This is a genomic window from Mesorhizobium sp. M0145, from assembly GCF_040322355.1.
In the GTDB taxonomy this organism is placed as follows: Bacteria; Pseudomonadota; Alphaproteobacteria; order Rhizobiales; family Rhizobiaceae; genus Mesorhizobium.
This window is the reverse complement of record NZ_JAMYTK010000013.1, coordinates 152,118-167,986: the sequence shown is the minus strand read 5'-3', so window position 1 is coordinate 167,986 and position 15,869 is coordinate 152,118. Positions and strand designations below refer to the sequence as shown.

At 63.7% G+C, this 15,869-nt stretch carries 13 protein-coding genes; 5 read left to right on the top strand and 8 right to left on the bottom strand.

Translation table 11 applies throughout. The annotated features are described in order from the left end of the window. Positions 1-51: 51 nt before the first annotated feature. Positions 52-1,380, bottom strand: coding sequence for a citrate synthase (gene gltA, locus NKJ28_RS19830; protein ID WP_352636751.1), 1,329 nt, complete (start codon positions 1,378-1,380; stop codon positions 52-54). A gap of 179 nt (positions 1,381-1,559) precedes the next feature. Next, the gene (gltX, locus tag NKJ28_RS19825) at positions 1,560-2,981 is read right to left on the bottom strand and encodes a glutamate--tRNA ligase (protein ID WP_352636750.1); all 1,422 of its coding nucleotides are present in this window, start codon (positions 2,979-2,981) and stop codon (positions 1,560-1,562) included. 96 nt (positions 2,982-3,077) lie between these two features. On the opposite strand from gltX, the gene NKJ28_RS19820 reads away from it, so the two are divergent. After that, the gene (locus NKJ28_RS19820; RefSeq protein WP_352636749.1) at positions 3,078-5,543 is read left to right on the top strand and encodes a ComEC/Rec2 family competence protein; all 2,466 of its coding nucleotides are present in this window, start codon (positions 3,078-3,080) and stop codon (positions 5,541-5,543) included. Here NKJ28_RS19820 and lexA read toward each other — a convergent pair. Continuing rightward, positions 5,537-6,271 (bottom strand): transcriptional repressor LexA, encoded by a 735-nt coding sequence (gene lexA / locus NKJ28_RS19815; protein ID WP_023674949.1) that lies wholly within the window; start codon positions 6,269-6,271, stop codon positions 5,537-5,539. The genes NKJ28_RS19820 and lexA overlap by 7 nt on opposite strands. Positions 6,272-6,719: 448 nt before the next feature. On the opposite strand from lexA, the gene kynU reads away from it, so the two are divergent. Together kynU and NKJ28_RS19805 are read left to right on the top strand one after the other, a co-directional pair. Beyond that, positions 6,720-7,967, top strand: a complete 1,248-nt coding sequence (kynU, locus tag NKJ28_RS19810; protein WP_352636748.1) for a kynureninase — start codon at positions 6,720-6,722, stop codon at positions 7,965-7,967. Between the two features lie 95 nt (positions 7,968-8,062). After that, a complete protein-coding gene (locus NKJ28_RS19805; RefSeq protein ID WP_352636747.1) occupies positions 8,063-8,893 on the top strand; it encodes a hormone-sensitive lipase in 831 nt (276 codons plus the stop codon). A 7-nt stretch (positions 8,894-8,900) separates the two neighbouring features. On the opposite strand, the gene NKJ28_RS19800 is transcribed toward NKJ28_RS19805, so the two are convergent. The 5 genes from NKJ28_RS19800 to NKJ28_RS19780 are packed head-to-tail and all read right to left on the bottom strand — an operon-like array spanning position 8,901 to position 14,331. After that, on the bottom strand, positions 8,901-10,106 hold the full coding sequence (locus NKJ28_RS19800; RefSeq protein ID WP_023674952.1) for a molybdopterin molybdotransferase MoeA: 1,206 nt from the start codon (positions 10,104-10,106) through the stop codon (positions 8,901-8,903). After that, complete coding sequence (gene moaC / locus NKJ28_RS19795; protein ID WP_023674953.1) at positions 10,106-10,612, bottom strand: cyclic pyranopterin monophosphate synthase MoaC; 507 nt, start codon at positions 10,610-10,612, stop codon at positions 10,106-10,108. Before moaC ends, NKJ28_RS19800 begins: the two co-directional genes overlap by 1 nt. A gap of 2 nt (positions 10,613-10,614) precedes the next feature. After that, positions 10,615-11,427, bottom strand: a complete 813-nt coding sequence (gene trpC, locus NKJ28_RS19790) for an indole-3-glycerol phosphate synthase TrpC (protein WP_023674954.1) — start codon at positions 11,425-11,427, stop codon at positions 10,615-10,617. Between the two features lie 4 nt (positions 11,428-11,431). Next, positions 11,432-12,442 carry an anthranilate phosphoribosyltransferase gene (gene trpD, locus NKJ28_RS19785; RefSeq protein WP_023674955.1) on the bottom strand — a complete coding sequence of 337 codons (1,011 nt, stop codon included), beginning with the start codon at positions 12,440-12,442 and terminating at the stop codon, positions 11,432-11,434. Beyond that, positions 12,439-14,331 (bottom strand): SurA N-terminal domain-containing protein, encoded by a 1,893-nt coding sequence (locus NKJ28_RS19780; protein ID WP_352636746.1) that lies wholly within the window; start codon positions 14,329-14,331, stop codon positions 12,439-12,441. The genes trpD and NKJ28_RS19780 overlap by 4 nt, the downstream gene beginning before the upstream one ends. Before the next feature lie 142 nt (positions 14,332-14,473). Between NKJ28_RS19780 and tpiA the strand changes: the two genes are divergently transcribed. Together tpiA and secG are read left to right on the top strand one after the other, a co-directional pair. Next, a complete protein-coding gene (tpiA, locus tag NKJ28_RS19775) occupies positions 14,474-15,241 on the top strand; it encodes a triose-phosphate isomerase (RefSeq protein WP_352448837.1) in 768 nt (255 codons plus the stop codon). 163 nt (positions 15,242-15,404) lie between these two features. Beyond that, the gene (gene secG, locus NKJ28_RS19770; protein WP_254817294.1) at positions 15,405-15,857 is read left to right on the top strand and encodes a preprotein translocase subunit SecG; all 453 of its coding nucleotides are present in this window, start codon (positions 15,405-15,407) and stop codon (positions 15,855-15,857) included. Positions 15,858-15,869 lie beyond the last annotated feature (12 nt).

Below are 15,869 nucleotides of genomic sequence, written 5' to 3'. Positions count from 1 at the left end.
TCACCATTCACCATTCACCATTCACCATTCACCATTCACCATTCACCACCTTCACCGCTTCGCGATTGGCACGTAGTCCCGTTCCGGCGCGCCGGTATAGAGCTGGCGCGGGCGACCGATCTTCTGGTGCGGGTCCTCGATCATCTCCTTCCATTGCGCGATCCAGCCGACGGTGCGGGCGACCGCGAACAGCACGGTGAACATGGTGGTGGGAAAGCCCAGCGCCTTCAGCGTGATGCCGGAATAGAAATCGACGTTCGGATAGAGCTTCTTCTCGATGAAATAGGAATCGGTCAGTGCGATCCTTTCCAGCTCCATGGCGATGTCGAGCAGTGGATCGTCCTTGATGCCGAGCTCGCCCAGGACTTCGTGTGCGGTCTTCTGCATGATCTTGGCGCGCGGATCGTAATTCTTGTAAACGCGGTGGCCAAATCCCATCAATCGGAACGGATCGTTCTTATCCTTGGCGCGCGCAATGAATTCCGGGATGTGATCGACATGACCGATCTCGCCCAGCATGTTCAGGGCTGCCTCGTTGGCGCCGCCATGTGCGGGACCCCACAGGCAGGCGATGCCGGCAGCGATACAGGCAAAAGGATTGGCGCCCGACGAGCCGGCCAGGCGGACGGTCGAAGTCGAGGCGTTCTGTTCGTGATCGGCGTGCAGGATGAAGATGCGCTCCATCGCGCGGGCCAGCACCGGATTGATCTTGTATTCCTCGCAAGGCACGGCGAAGCACATATGCAGGAAATTGGCTGCGAAATTCAGCTCGTTCTTCGGGTAAATGAATGGCTGGCCGATGTGGTATTTATAGGCCATCGCCGCGATCGTCGGCATCTTGGCGATCAGCCGCATTGACGCGACCATGCGTTGATAGGGGTCCGAGATGTCGGTGGAATCGTGATAGAAGGCCGACAGCGCGCCGACCACGCCGCACATCACCGCCATCGGATGCGCATCACGGCGGAAGCCGGTGAAAAAGCGCGACATCTGCTCATGCACCATGGTGTGGCGCGTCACCCGGTAGTCGAAATCGTCCTTCTGCGCCTTGGTCGGGAGTTCACCATAGAGCAAGAGATAGCAGACTTCGAGGAAGTCGCCGTGCTCGGCCAATTGGTCGATCGGGTAGCCGCGGTGCAAAAGAATGCCGGCATCGCCATCGATGAAGGTGATTTCCGATTCGCAGCTCGCCGTCGACGTAAAACCGGGATCGTAGGTAAAGATGCCGGCGGTGTTGTAGAGCGAACCGATGTCGATGACGTCAGGTCCTACCGAACCACTTCGTATCTTGAATTCATGGGTTTTGCCGCCGAGTTCCAGCTTGGCCGTCGATGCCTGGGTTTTGCCGCCAAATTCCATTTTTGTCGCAGGTTCGGTCATAGCAAACTCCTTTTTGTTTCCTCAGGCCGGCAAAGGCAAAATATCTGAACCCAACACGTCAAAAGCATCGGAATACGCACATTTGCGCCCGCAATTGAATCTGCGCGGCAGATTAGGCCAAGACCCAATGTTGCACTGCGAAACACACCTTTCAATGCCAATCTTCTTAGGCCAGTTTGCTAATCGATTTGATCAGCGATCCGCGCCAGGCTTTCCTCGCGGCCAAGCACGGCAAGCACATCAAAGACACCTGGCGAGGTACTTTTGCCGGTGAGCGCGGCGCGCAAAGGTTGGGCCACGGCGCCGAGTTTATGGCCGGCGGCCTGCGCATAGTCGCGGATCGCGGCTTCGGCTGAGGCGGCAGACCACTCCGAAACCGTGGCTAGTGCCGCATGAGCGCCCCGCAGGATCGCGCGCGCCTCACCGCTGAGCAGCGCCGCCGCCTTCTCGTCGACCGGCAGCGGCCGCTCGACGAAAAGGAATGCAGCCCCTTCAACAAGTTCGACCAGCGTCTTGGCGCGCTCCTTCAGGCCCGGCAAAGCGGCAAGCAGTTGCGCCCTGCGTCTGTCGTCGAGGCGCGCGGCGATTGCCGGGCCGCCTTCAAGATAGGGCAGAGTGGCGATGAAGATGTCGAGCAGCGCCGCGTCGTTCATCCGGCGCATATGCACGCCGTTAAGCGCCTCGAGCTTGGCGAAGTCGAAACGGGCGGCGCCCTTGTTGACGTCGCCAATGTCGAACCATGCAATCATGTCGGCGATCGACATGATCTCATCGTCGCCGTGGCTCCAGCCAAGCCTCGCCAGATAGTTGAGCAGCGCCTCCGGCAGGTAGCCCATAGCGCGATAGGCTTCGACGCCAAGCGCACCGTGCCGCTTCGACAGCTTGGCGCCGTCGGCACCGTGGATCAGCGGGATATGCGACATCGACGGCACCTCCCAGCCCATGGCCTGATAGATTACGGTCTGGCGTGCCGCGTTGGTCAAATGATCGTCGCCGCGGATGATGTGGGTGATGCCCATGTCGTGATCGTCGACGACGACGGCATGCATGTAGGTGGGATTGCCATCCGAGCGCAGAATAATGAAATCGTCGAGATCCTTGTTGGGAAAGCGCACGTCGCCCTGGACGCGGTCATGCACCACCGTCTCGCCGTCTGTCGGCGCCTTGATGCGGATCGCCCCCTTGGCGCCGGGCGGCGCCTCCGACGGGTCGCGGTCGCGCCAGCGTCCATCATAGCGGGGCGGAAGCCCCTTGGCTCGCGCTGCCTCGCGCATCGCCTCCAGCTCCGCCGGCGTCGCGTAGCAGTAATAGGCCTTGCCCACGCGCACCAGCTCCTCGGCCACCTCGCGATGGCGCGGCGCGCGCTCGAACTGCGAGACAGGCGCGCCGTCCCAGGTGAGTCCGAGCCAGGAAAGTCCGTCGAGAATGGCTGCCGTCGCCGCATCGGTGGAGCGCTCGCGGTCGGTGTCCTCGATGCGCAGCAGCATCGTGCCGCCTGTGTGCTTGGCATACAGCCAGTTGAACAGCGCCGTGCGCGCGCCGCCAATGTGCAGATAGCCGGTGGGCGAGGGGGCAAAACGGGTGACGACCTTATCGGGCATGGAACTCTCAGGCGGGCGAAGGAAGTGGGTTTGCGGACTTTCGCGCGTTGCGCGTTCATGTAGCATAGGAGGTCGAGGGCGCAAGGGGCAGACCCGATGGCTGTGCGAGGCCGTGGTGCGGGCGAGGGCGAGGACGTTGGCAGCGGCGTCAGCGAACGCTTGCTGTTTGCCGCTCCCCCGCCTGTCCTGCCGGCACCGGCATTGCTACCCGCTCGGCGCTTCGATGCTCCGTCGCTGCCGGCCAGCGACCCAGCAACGGTTCTCGTGCCCGCGGGCGAGCCCATCGTACGCCTGCCCAGGCGTTTCCGCCTCCCGTCACCGTCCCGTATCCGCAACAGCGTAACCTCGGCAGCCGGCCTGGAACTCGACCGCGGCATCGCCTTCCTGCTGGTGCCGGTGTTCCTCGCATGCGGGGTGGTCGTATATTTCGGGCTGTCGGTGGAGCCGGCCTTTCCACAGCCGATCGCAATCGCGCTCCTCGCGGCCCTTTGTGCCGTCGTCTCGCGGTCATGGCCCAGGACGCGCCTGTGCTTCATGGTGGCGCTGCTCTGCGCGCTTGGCGTACTTGCCGCCAAGTTCGAGACATGGCGTGTCGGAACGCATATGCTCGGTTCCGAAATCTCGACGCGGCTGACGGGTCGCGTCGTATCGTACGAGCCCATGGCGAGCGGCCGCATCAGGCTGACAATCGATGTGACCTCAACCGCCAGGCCGACACTGCGCTACATGCCGGAACGGGTCCGCGTTTCGGCGATGAAGATACCGGCTGAGCTGACCGCCGGTTCCGAGATCACCGGCTATGTGCGGCTGCTGCCGCCGACCGGCCCGGTGCGGCCCGACAGCTATGATTTCTCCTTCGACAGCTATTTCGCCGGTATCGGCGGCAGCGGCTTTTTTCTCGGCAATCCGAAAGTCGTGTCGTCGGGCAGCATGCCGCTTGCCGCGCAGCTTTCTTCCGCGATCGAAGACGCGCGCGAATCCATCGCCGACCATATCCGCAGCCGCATCGGCGGTGCCGAGGGCGAGATTGCTGCTGCGCTGATCGTCGGCGTGCGCGCCGGCATTCCCGAGGAGATCAACGAAGCGATGCGGCGCACCGGCATCTACCACATCATCTCCATCTCGGGGCTGCATATGGCGTTGGTCGCCGGCACCATCATGGCGCTGCTGCGGGGTGCCTTTGCGCTGTTTCCCGATTTCTCATCGCGACGGCCGGTCAAGAAATATGCCGCGGCCGCCGCGCTTTTTTCGATTGCGGCCTACCTCGTCTTTTCCGGCATTGTCGTGGCGGCCGAACGCAGCTTCATCATGCTGGCGGTGATGCTTATCGCCGTGCTGTTCGACCGGGCCGCGCTCACCATGCGCAACCTGGCGATCTCGGCCATCGCGGTCATCCTGGTGTCGCCGCACGAGGTGGTCGGTCCGAGTTTCCAGATGTCCTTCGCCGCGACGGCGGCCCTTGTCGGCGCCTATGCAGGCTGGTCCGATTACCGCGCCGGCAGGGCCACCACGCCGCCGCCGCGGCTGTCGCCGCTACGCTTTGCCACTCGAAAGGTCCTGCTGGGCATGTGCGGTCTGGCGATGACCTCGATCATTGCAGGGAGCGCCACGGCGCTTTTCGCCATATGGCATTTCCAGCGCGTGGCGCCGCTCAGCCTGTTCGCCAATCTGGCCATCATGCCCATCGTCTCACTGGTCGTCATGCCCTTCGCCGTTCTCAGCGCGCTGGCGATGCCGTTCGGTGCGGATGGCCCTTTCCTCTATGTCATGGGCAAGGGGCTGACGGCGATGATCGCCCTGTCCGGGTGGATATCGGAGCGCTCGCCGATCGATGCGGTCGGGCTGATTTCGCTGAGATCCGTCCTTCTGGTGACGATCGCCCTCGTCATTGCCAGCATGGCGACGACCTGGTTGCGGCTGGCGGCACTTCCTTTTGCGCTCGCCGGCTTGCTGACGACAACGCAGACACGCATACCCGACGTATTGGTCTCGGAGGACGCACGGCTGGTCGCGCTGCCGATCGGCAGCGGTGAACTCGCGGTCAACCGGGCACGCCCGAATGAGTTCACCATCGACAACTGGAAACGCGCGCTCACATCAGAGGCTATCGTCGCGCCGGAAACACCTGGAAAGAACGACCCGCAATTCGACATTGCCGATCCGGCCGACCTACCGCCGGGCATGCCGTTCATTTGCACGGACGGCCTCTGCCTTGCCAGACATCCATCCGGCGCGATCATCGCGCAAGCCAAGGACCGCGATACTGCGCGGCCAGCCTGCGCCTTTGCCAGCTTGATCGTCATCGACGACGCCACCGCCCATAACCCCTGCTACTACGACCGGCTGGTCCTCGTCGTCACCAAACGGCAACTGGCGCACGCGGGAAGTGCCGCCGTCTACTTCGATCCACAAGCGGCAACGCGCGCCGAAATCCGTTTCGCGGTCGAAAAATCATACCGGCCCTGGCACGTGCAGCGGAAATTTTCACGCGCGGCACGGGGCCTGCCGCCATACCGCAGGGCCGACAACCCCAAAGCCGGTGCCAAGGGCGGAGCTCAGTAGCGGCGGATCAGTCCGACGAGCTTGCCCTGCACCTTGACCCTGTCTGGTCCGAAGATGCGCGTCTCGTAGGCCGGATTGGCGGCTTCCAGGGCGATCGAGGCGCCCTTGCGGCGGAACCGCTTCAGCGTCGCTTCCTCCTCGTCGACCAGTGCCACCACGATCTCACCGGGGCTCGCCGTATCGGCATTGCGGATGATCACCGTGTCGCCGTCGAAAATGCCGGCCTCGATCATCGAATCGCCTTTGACCTCGAGCGCATAATGCTCGCCGCCCATGATCATATCCGGCGGCACCGAAATCGAATGCGTCTGGTGCTGGATGGCGTCGATCGGCACACCGGCGGCGATGCGGCCCATCACCGGGATCGAAACGGCGGCGACGACATCGTCGTCATTGCCGGCTGCAGGGACGCGCGACGATGTCGGCTTGCCCTGCCGAGGGGCGCCTTGCCCAAGACTACCCTGGATGACACTCGGCGAGAACTTGCGTGCCGCATTGAGGCCGGGGGCGATCGAGTCAGGCAGGCGCAGCACCTCCAGCGCACGGGCCCGGTTGGGCAAACGGCGAATGAAGCCGCGCTCCTCCAGCGCCGTAATCAGCCGATGGATTCCCGATTTGGAAGCCAGGTCGAGCGCCTCCTTCATCTCGTCGAAGGAGGGCGGAATACCGCTTTCCTTCAATCTTTCGTGGATGAACATAAGCAGTTCGTGTTGTTTGCGTGTCAGCATAGCGACCCCCAACAGAATCAGAAAAACAAACCCAGAACAAACACTATCTGTTCCAGTTGTGTTCCGCAACTGTTTAAAGTTTAATGAATGCGTTAAGGCTTGGGAAACAAACGACGTCCCCTACCGGCGTACCGCATTTTCACCGCCGCGAGCCTCATCGCCTTGATTCTGCTTTCGTTTGCGCCCTTCTGGCCTCCTAGAAGGCGGCACTGGCATCGGCCGTCGGTCGGCAAAGGGCACGGAAGTGAACCCCTATCGACTGTGCGGTTTGGTCAATGCACCGTGAACGAAACGAACTCAAAACGCCAACCTCGCGGTTAAGTCCCGGTTTCCACCGCCTGGTCAGGCTGCTTCTCGCCGGTGGAGCCTTGCTGCGCATAACCAGGTAATGGAAGAACAGTCGATGCGTGTCCGGCGTTGCGTTGGATCTTGGGGGAGCAGACAAATCATGACAGGAATTCCCGATCTCGCGGCCATAAAGGCGATGGATGCCGCGGATCCGCTGCGCGCAATGCGCGACCGCTTTGTGTTGCCGCAAGGAGTGATCTATCTCGACGGCAATTCGCTAGGAGCTGCTTCACGTGCCGCTTTCGATGAACTGCACAAGGCCGCGACCGAAGAATGGTCGCATGATCTCATCCGCGCATGGAACACGGCCGGCTGGTTCAACATGCCGCTTGAACTTGGCGACCAGCTCGGGCGCCTGATCGGTGCCGCGGCCGGCCAGACAGTGGTCTGCGACACGACATCGGTCAACATCTACAAGCTGCTGCACGCCGCCATGGCAATGCGACCGGAGCGGCAGGTCATCGTCGCCGAGGGCGATAGTTTTCCGACGGACCTCTACATAGCTGAGGGTGTGGTTTCGACGCGAAAAGATACGCTGCTGCGCCTCTCGGGGGTCGACGCGCCGACCGTCGAAGAGCTGATCGACGAACGCACCGCCGTGGTGCTGGTCAACCACGTCAACTACAAGTCGGGCGAACTGCGCGACATGCCGGCGCTGACGCGCAGGGCTCAGGAAGCCGGGGCGATGATCGTCTGGGATCTCTGCCACACCGCCGGCGCGATGCCAGTCGAGCTCGACAAGGCAAACGCCGATTTTGCCGTTGGCTGCACCTACAAATATCTGAATGGCGGCCCGGGCGCGCCTGCCTTCATCTATGCGGCTGAGCGGCATCTTTCCGACATCCAGCAGCCGCTCACCGGCTGGTGGGGCCATGCACGGCCCTTCGCCTTCGAGCCAGGCTATGCGGCCGGCACCGGCATCCGCCGGTTTCTGTGCGGCACGCAGCCGGTCCTGTCGATGCGCACGCTGAAGGGCGCGCTCGACATCTGGAACGATGTCGACATGACGGCGGTGCGCAAGAAGAGCATCGCGCTGGCGGATCTGTTCATCGAGCTTGTCGAGGCAAAGTGCGGCACTTACGGGCTCACGCTCGAAAGCACGCGCGATGGGGAAAAACGCGGCAGCCAGATCTCATTCATGCATGAGCATGGCTACCAGGTCATGCGCGCGCTGATCGAACGTGGCGTGATCGGCGATTTTCGCGCGCCATCGACCATGCGCTTCGGCTTCACCCCGCTCTATGTCGGCTATGCCGATGTCTGGCAGGCCGTCAAATTGCTTGAGGACATCCTGCGCACCGGTGCGTGGAAGGATGCGCGCTTCGCCATCAAAGCAGCTGTCACTTGAGATTGATGCGAGAGCTGGAATCGTGAGGCTGGCGACGACGCGCCGCGCGATGCTCACGGCTACGTTGCAAGGCCATATTGCCAGGGAGGCGCAGGGTGTTCGAACGTCACATTGCCGATTGGGACAACGCTTATGCCAACGGCGCCAACATAGCCGGCAGCGATCGCTGGCCGGCAGCCTGGATCGAGCCCGCGCGGGTTTTCCGCGACGTGCTTTCGACCGAGGGCAGGGCGCGGCTCGACATGGCCTATGGCGACAACCCACGCAACCGGCTCGATCTTTTCCTGCCGGCCATCAAGCCCAAGGGACTCGTGGTGTTCGTTCATGGCGGCTACTGGATGGCATTCGACAAGAATTTCTGGTCGCATCTTGCCGCTGGCCCTGTTGATCGCGGCTATGCGGTGGCGATGCCGTCCTACACGCTCTGTCCGCAGATACGCATTGGCGGCATCGTCAAGGAAGTCGGCGCGGCGATCGGCAAGGCGGCGGCGATGGTCCCAGGGCCGCTGATGCTGACCGGACACTCGGCCGGCGGCCATCTTGTTAGCCGGATGGTTACGGCGACGACGCCGCTGGCGCCCGAAGTGGTCCGGCGCGTTCGTCACGTGGTGTCGATCTCGGGGGTGCATGATTTGCGCCCGATCATGCGCACCGGCATGAACGAGACGATCGCGATCGATGAGGCCGAGGCGCAGGCCGAAAGCCCGGTGCTGCTGCGCCCGATGGACAAGGCCCGCCTGACCTGCTGGGCCGGCGGCGGCGAGCGCGCCGAATTCCTGCGTCAGAGCGCGTTGCTGGCCAACATCTGGATCGGCCTGGGTACCGCGACCAGCTCGGTGGTCGAACCTGACCGGCATCATTTCAACATCATCGACGGTTTGGCCGATCCAGACCATCCGCTGACCCGGACCTTGATTTCGGAGTGAGGCAGGTTCAGCGTAGCATCAGCACGTCGCAGGGGGAGCCCGCCGCCGCGGCAGGAGCGAACGGCGCGCGAACGATCAGCCCGTCGGCATCGGCCAGCATTTTCAGCATCGAGGAGTCCTGGATGCCGAACGGCGTCGCCACGAGCGCGCCGGCGTTGGTGCTGACAACAGCCCGCACATAATCCTGCCTGAGATCATTGGCCGGCATGGCGGTACCGAGCCGCGCCCGACGCATATCCTGCTGAAAGGCGCGGCCGCCGAGCTGCGCCAGCAACGGCTTCAGGAAGAGCTGGGTGCAGACCAGGCTTGCCACCGGATTGCCGGGCAGGCCGATGCAGCGGATGTCGCCCAGCCGCCCGAACATCAGCGGCTTGCCGGGCCGCATGGCGATCTTCCAGAAATCGAGAGCCATGCCTTCCCCGGTCAGCACGTCATGAACGAGGTCGTGGTCTCCGACCGAGGCACCACCCAGCGTGACGATGACGTTCGCGCCCGCCTTCACCGCCTTTGTCACCAGCGCAGCGATCGCCTCCTTGCGGTCCGGCGCAATGCCGAGATCGAGCGCGCGCGCGCCGACCGACTGTGCGGCGGCGGCGACGCCATAGGCGTTTGACGAGATGATCTGGTCGGGGCCAAGCTCACTGCCCGGCGGCAGCAATTCGTCGCCGGTGGCGATGATGGCGACCAGCGGCCGCTTGACCACGCCGACCTTGGGGTGGTTGGCCGATGCCGCCAGCGACAAGGCCGCCGGATCGAGCAGGCGGCCCTCGCCCAGCAGGACGTCGTCCTTGGCGAAATCGAGCCCGAGGCGGCGGATGTTGCGCCCCTGCACCGTCGGCTCCGTCACTTCGACGCTGCCGCCGCCGTGGTCGCGGACGTTCTCCTGGATGACGATGGTGTCGGCGCCTTCGGGAAGCGGCGCGCCGGTAAAGATGCGTACGGCTTGCCCTTGCTGCACCACCCCGGCAAAGCCGCGTCCGGCTGGCGCCATGCCGACCACCGAAAGCTTTGCTGGTATGGACGCGATATCGGCGGCCCGCACGGCATAGCCGTCCATGGCGGAGGCATTGAACGGCGGCTGGGTGCGGAGCGCCACGACCGGCTCCGCCAACACGCGGTCTGCGGCATCCAGCAGTGCGACGCGTTCACCCGGCAGCGCTGCTGCGCCATCCAGCAGGCGCTCGAGCGCCTCGGCAACGGGGACCAGCGCCATTATCGGCCGGCCCCGGTGGTCCGATCTCCGGTGACCTTATAGTCGCCGGATTTGCCGCCGGTCTTTTCAACCAGCCTGATGCCGGAGATGACCATGGCGCGGTCGACCGCCTTGGCCATGTCGTAGATGGTCAGGCAAGCGACCGAGACGGCACTCAGAGCCTCCATCTCAACGCCGGTCTTGCCGGTGACGCGGGTCAATGCTGTCACCTTCAGGCCGGGCAGCGCGGCGTCCGCCTCGATATCGACAGATATCCTGGTCAGCAGCAGCGGATGGCAAAGCGGGATCAGTTCATGCGTCTTCTTGGCCGCCATGATGCCGGCAATGCGCGCGGTGCCCAGCACGTCGCCCTTCTTGGCGTCGCCGGCGAGGATCATGTCCAGCGTCTCGGGCCGCATCGCGACAAAACCTTCTGCGACTGCCGTGCGCACCGTCTCAGCCTTGTCGCCGACATCGACCATGTTGGCTTCGCCCTGCGCGCCAAGATGGGTGAGGGCGGCCGCCATCCTCAAACGGCCTCTGCCGGCGCCTTGCCCGTCAACAGCAGGCGCGTTGCCGCGGCCACGTCCTGCTGGCGCATCAGGCTCTCGCCGACCAGGAAAGTCGCAATGCCGCTCTGCTCCAGCCGGCGGCAATCGTCGTGCGAAAAGATACCGCTCTCGCTGACCAGATGGCGGTCGGCCGGCACCATCGCTACCAGCCGCTCCGAGGTCTGTAGGCTGGTTTCGAAGGTCCGGAGATTGCGGTTGTTGATTCCGATCAGCCGCGACGACAGCTGCAGCGCGCGTTCCATCTCAGCCTCGTCATGCACTTCGACCAGCGCGTCCATGCCGAGCCCGAACGCTGTCGCTTCGAGTTCTCTTGCCAACGCGTCGTCGACGCTGGCCATGATGATCAGGATGGCATCGGCGCCCCATGCCCTGGCCTCGTAGACCTGATAGGGGTCGAACAGGAAATCCTTGCGCAATGCAGGCAGCTCGACGGCAGCGCGCGCAGTGGTGAGGAATTCGGGCGCGCCTTGGAAGGAGGGTGCGTCGGTCAGCACCGAAAGGCAGACGGCACCGCCCTTCGCATAGGCACTGGCCAGCGTCGGCGGATCGAAATCGGCGCGGATCAGGCCTTTGGATGGGCTAGCCTTCTTGATTTCGGCAATCAGCGCGAACCTGCCGGATTTGCGCTTTGCTTCAAGGGCGGAAAGAAAGCCGCGCGGCGCGTCGGCATCAGTCGCCCGTGCCTTGATCTCGGCGAGCGGCACGCGCGCCTTGGCCGCCGTGATCTCGTCGCGCTTGTAAGCCTCGATCTTGCGCAGGATGTCGGACATGGTTTTAACCGTTCGAAATCTCGATCAGCCTATCGAGCACTTTCAGCGCGCGGCCGCTGTCGATGGCCTGCGCCGCCGTTACCATGCCGTCGGCAAGCGTCGTCGCTTTGCCGGCCACCACCAGCCCGGCGCCGGCATTCATCAGCACCGTATCGCGAAAGGCGCCGGCGGCGCCGCCCAGCATGTCGCGCAGTGCCTGGGCGTTGTGGGCGGCGTCGCCGCCGCGCAACTCGTCCTTGGTGTGACGCGTCAGCCCGACTGCTTCCGGGGTCAGCGTAAAGCTGCGGATCTCGCCGCCGGCCAGTTCGGCGACAAGTGTCTCGCCGGTGGTGGTGATCTCGTCATAGCCGTCGCCATGGACGATCCAGGCATGGTCGGCACCAAGTTCCTTCAACGTTTCTGCCACGGGCATGATCCATTCGGGCAGGAACACGCCGACCATCTGCCGTCTGACACTCGCCGGATTGGAAAGCGGGCCCAGCAGGTTGAAGATGGTGCGGGTTCCGAGCTCGACCCGGGTCGGGCCGACATGCTTCATCGCCGGGTGATGCGCCGGCGCGAACATGAAGCCGACGCCGGCCTCGTGGATGCAGCGGCCGATCGTCTCCGGAGGGATGTCGATCTTGACGCCCAATGCGATCAGCACATCGGCGGCGCCGGTCAGCGAGGACAGTCCGCGATTGCCGTGCTTGGCGACGGGCACGCCGCTGCCGGCGATGACGAAAGCGGATGCGGTCGAAATGTTGACGCTGTGCGAATTGTCGCCGCCGGTGCCGACAATGTCGATGGCGCCCTCGGGGGCTTCGACACGTAGCATCTTGGCGCGCATGGTGGCGACGGCGCCGGCGATCTCGCTGACGGTCTCACCGCGCACGCGCAATGCCATCAAGAAGCCGCCGATCTGGCCGGGGGTAGCATCGCCCGACATGATAATGTCGAAGGCCTCGCGCGCCTCCTCGAAAGAAAGAGCGCTGCCGGCGGCGACCTTGGCGATGTGGATCTTCAGCGCGCTCATCTGGCCAGGGCTTGGGTTACGGCCGTCTGATCGATGCGGACGTCATATTGCGTCTGCAACTGCGCCACCAACTGGTCGAGCAGGTCGTCGGACATGCCGGAGGTGAAGGACTTCTGTGCGTCCTCGGGTACTGAGCTGGCATCGGCCCCGGCAGGCTCGAACACCTCGGCAACCTTGAACAGGATCTGTCCGTCGCCCGTAGGTGAGGGGATCAGCCCGGTGCCGCCTTCGCCGACGCCGAACATCGCGGCGGCCCCTTCCTTGCCGAAATCGACGTCGTCAGCATCGCGCTTGACGCCGCGCTTGGTCTGCTTTTCGAGCTTGAGCTCACCGGCGATCACCTCGAGCGTGGCGCCAGCCTTGAGACGCTTCTCGAGATCCTGTGCTTTTGCGGTGAGCCGTTTGGTGGTCTCCGCCGCGGTCCAGTCGGCCACGACTTTCTGGCGGACTTCGTCCAATGTGCGGTCGCGGGCAGGCGTGATCGCGCTCACGTCGTAGAAGACGAAGCCGTTATCGGCGGTGGTGAGGCCTTCATTGTCGGTTCCGGGTTCGGATTCGAACACCGCCTTGATGAGTGCCGGCGATTCCGGCAGGTCTTTGACGATGCTTCCATCCGGCCGTTGGCCGGTGCGATCGATGGCATCGATGGTGACGACCTTCAGCTTCAATTTGGCGGCTGCCTCGGCGAGCGAACTGCCCGAGGCGCGCGTATCCTCGTAATTGTCGTGCACGTCCAGCAAGATGCGGCTTGCCTCGCCCAGTGCCAGGTCCTTGCGGATCTGCTCGGATACTTCGGCCAGCGGCTTCACCACTTCCGGCTTGATCTCGGTGACGCGCAGCAGAACGGGACCAAATGCGCCTTGTACGACCGGGCTGACCTCATTGACGTTGAGCTTGAAGGCAGCGTCGGCGACCGCCTTGTCGGCGATCTTGTCCTTGGCCAGCGTGCCGAGCAGCGTGTCGGCCGGCGTCTTGCCTTCGGCAGTGACGATCTTGTCGAAGGTCGCGCCGGTCCTGAGCGAATCGAGCGCCGCCTTTGCGGCATCAGGTGTCTTGAACACAAGCTGCTCGATGGTGCGCATCTCCGGCGTGGTGTAGCGCGCCTTGTTCTTATTGTAGTCGTCGCTGACCTGTTGGTCGGTCACCGCGCTCAAATCCATGATGTCTTCCGGTTCGAGCCTGACATAGGAGAACTTACGGTATTCGGGCGCGGCGTAGGTTTTCTTGTTTTCCTCGAAATAGGCCGAAAGCGCGCTGTCGGACGGCGCTTCTATCGGCTCGACAAGCGATTTCGGCAAGGTCAGGTAGTCGATGGTGCGATCTTCGCCGCGATAGAGCGCGACCGCCTTGAAGAATGTATCCGGGGCCTTGAGGCCGTCCGAAACCGCCTCGACGATCTGCTGGCGGACCGCGACCTGGGCGCGGTTCTTCAAATAGTCTTCCGGCCGCATGCCGATCTGCCGAAGCAGGTACTCGAAGGTTCTCCTGTCGAAGCTTCCGGCAGGCCCTTTGAACGCCGGGTCTTCACGCGTCAGTTCGGCGAGCCGGTCCTTTGACAGGCCGAGTCCGAGCTTGCGGGCCTGCTCGTCGAGGACAGCGCCCGACACGAGTTGCGCCAGCACCTGGTTGTCGATGCCGAGCGCCGTCGCTTGCTCACGGCTGATGCGCTGGCCGAATTGCTGCGACATGACGCTGAGCTGGCGATCGTAGGCGAGGCGGTATTCGTTGATCGAGACCTTGGTGCCTCCGGCCGTGATCACGGCATCATGGCCGGCAAGACCGCCCATCAGGCGGCCCGAGATGCCCCAGACGGCGAAGCTCAACACCAACAATGACAGCAGCAGTTTAGCGACCCAGGTCCCCGCCGCGCTTCTCAACATACCAAGCATGAGTACTTCCGATTTTTGTGCATTTCGCATGCGCCGAGTCTGAAACAAGCGCAATAGCGCCCTTCCTGCCCACTGTCGATTGCTTTGTGGCCTGATTTTGATAGTGAGGGCCAGCTGGAAATTGCCCGGAGAAACAAATCCCATGACGCCTGGAATCCGCCCGCTCGTCGCCGGCAACTGGAAAATGAACGGCACTAGCGCCTCGCTCAACGAGCTCAGGATGATCGGCAACGGCTTCATGAGTGGGCTCGACGCCGAGACCGAAGCGGTGGTCTGCGTGCCGGCGACCTTGCTTGCGCACGCCGCCGAGATTCTGTCGCGCACGCCGGTGCGGGCCGGCGGAGAGGATTGCCACACGGAGGAAAGCGGCGCCTATACCGGCTGCATTTCGGCCGAGATGCTGAAGGATGCAGGTGCCAGCCATGTCATCGTCGGCCATTCCGAATGCCGCGCCGATCGCAAGGAGGACGATGCCTTGGTCCAGGCCAAGGCCTCCGCCGCATGGCGCGCCGGGCTGGTGGCCATCATCTGCATTGGTGAGACAAGAGCCGAACGAGAAGCAGGAGCCACGCTCGACGTGCTGTCGCGCCAGGTCGCTGGCTCGGTCCCGCCAAACGCCACGGGTTCCAACACCGTCATTGCCTATGAGCCAATATGGGCGATTGGGACCGGCTTGACCCCGACCGCCGCCGACGTCGCCGAGGCACATGCGCATATCCGCGAAGAACTGGCACGGAAGCTCGGCAATACGGCGGCCAAGATGCGCATTCTCTACGGCGGCTCGGTCAAGCCGTCCAACGCCGTCGAGTTGCTCGGCGTCAGGAATGTCGATGGCGCGCTGGTCGGCGGCGCCAGCCTAAAGGCGGCGGACTTCCTCGGCATCGCGGAAGCCTATCGAAATATTGCTTGATACAAGGGCTGCTTGCTGCATTTGAGCGGACGGCCGGCGCCGAAATCGTTGCAAAGGACGCATTGCTTCCCATATTCCGGCCACGGGCTTGGAAATGCCGTCAAAGCATTGTATTGAGCCGCCTCCAAATCAGCGGCCGCACAAGGCCTTGCCAGGGTAAATTATGGAAACCGTACTGATCGTCGTCCACCTCATGGTCGTGCTCGCGCTTGTCGGCGTGGTGCTGCTGCAGCGCTCCGAAGGCGGCGGCCTCGGCATCGGCGGCGGATCGGGCTTCATGACCGCGCGTGGCGCCGCCAATGCGCTGACGCGGGCGACGGCGATCCTGGCTGCCGCTTTCTTCGTCACTTCGCTGACACTGTCGATCGTTGCGCGCTATGGCGAGAAGCCGATCGACATTCTCGATCGCGTGCCGGCGACCTCGGACGGAGCAGGCAAGGGCGTACTCAACCAATTGCCTGGAACCACGACGCCGACGCCGCCTTCGGGCACCACGGCGCCGACCCCGCCGTCCGGCAATGGCGCGGCAACGACGCCGCCGGCAACCGCTCCGGCGACGCCGCCAGCGACAAACGGCGCCACCGCGCCGGCCACGCCGCAGGTCCCCAACCAGTAATAGGGCAACTTA

Excerpts from the sequence above, each read along its gene's own strand:
- gltA (WP_352636751.1), bottom strand. The coding sequence starts at position 1,380 with ATGACCGAACCTGCGACAAAAATGGAATTTGGCGGCAAAACCCAGGCA.
- gltX (WP_352636750.1), bottom strand. The coding sequence starts at position 2,981 with ATGCCCGATAAGGTCGTCACCCGTTTTGCCCCCTCGCCCACCGGCTAT.
- NKJ28_RS19820 (WP_352636749.1), top strand. The coding sequence starts at position 3,078 with ATGGCTGTGCGAGGCCGTGGTGCGGGCGAGGGCGAGGACGTTGGCAGC.
- lexA (WP_023674949.1), bottom strand. The coding sequence starts at position 6,271 with ATGCTGACACGCAAACAACACGAACTGCTTATGTTCATCCACGAAAGA.
- kynU (WP_352636748.1), top strand. The coding sequence starts at position 6,720 with ATGACAGGAATTCCCGATCTCGCGGCCATAAAGGCGATGGATGCCGCG.
- NKJ28_RS19800 (WP_023674952.1), bottom strand. The coding sequence starts at position 10,106 with ATGGCGCTGGTCCCCGTTGCCGAGGCGCTCGAGCGCCTGCTGGATGGC.
- moaC (WP_023674953.1), bottom strand. The coding sequence starts at position 10,612 with ATGGCGGCCGCCCTCACCCATCTTGGCGCGCAGGGCGAAGCCAACATG.
- trpC (WP_023674954.1), bottom strand. The coding sequence starts at position 11,427 with ATGTCCGACATCCTGCGCAAGATCGAGGCTTACAAGCGCGACGAGATC.
- trpD (WP_023674955.1), bottom strand. The coding sequence starts at position 12,442 with ATGAGCGCGCTGAAGATCCACATCGCCAAGGTCGCCGCCGGCAGCGCT.
- NKJ28_RS19780 (WP_352636746.1), bottom strand. The coding sequence starts at position 14,331 with ATGCTTGGTATGTTGAGAAGCGCGGCGGGGACCTGGGTCGCTAAACTG.
- tpiA (WP_352448837.1), top strand. The coding sequence starts at position 14,474 with ATGACGCCTGGAATCCGCCCGCTCGTCGCCGGCAACTGGAAAATGAAC.
- secG (WP_254817294.1), top strand. The coding sequence starts at position 15,405 with ATGGAAACCGTACTGATCGTCGTCCACCTCATGGTCGTGCTCGCGCTT.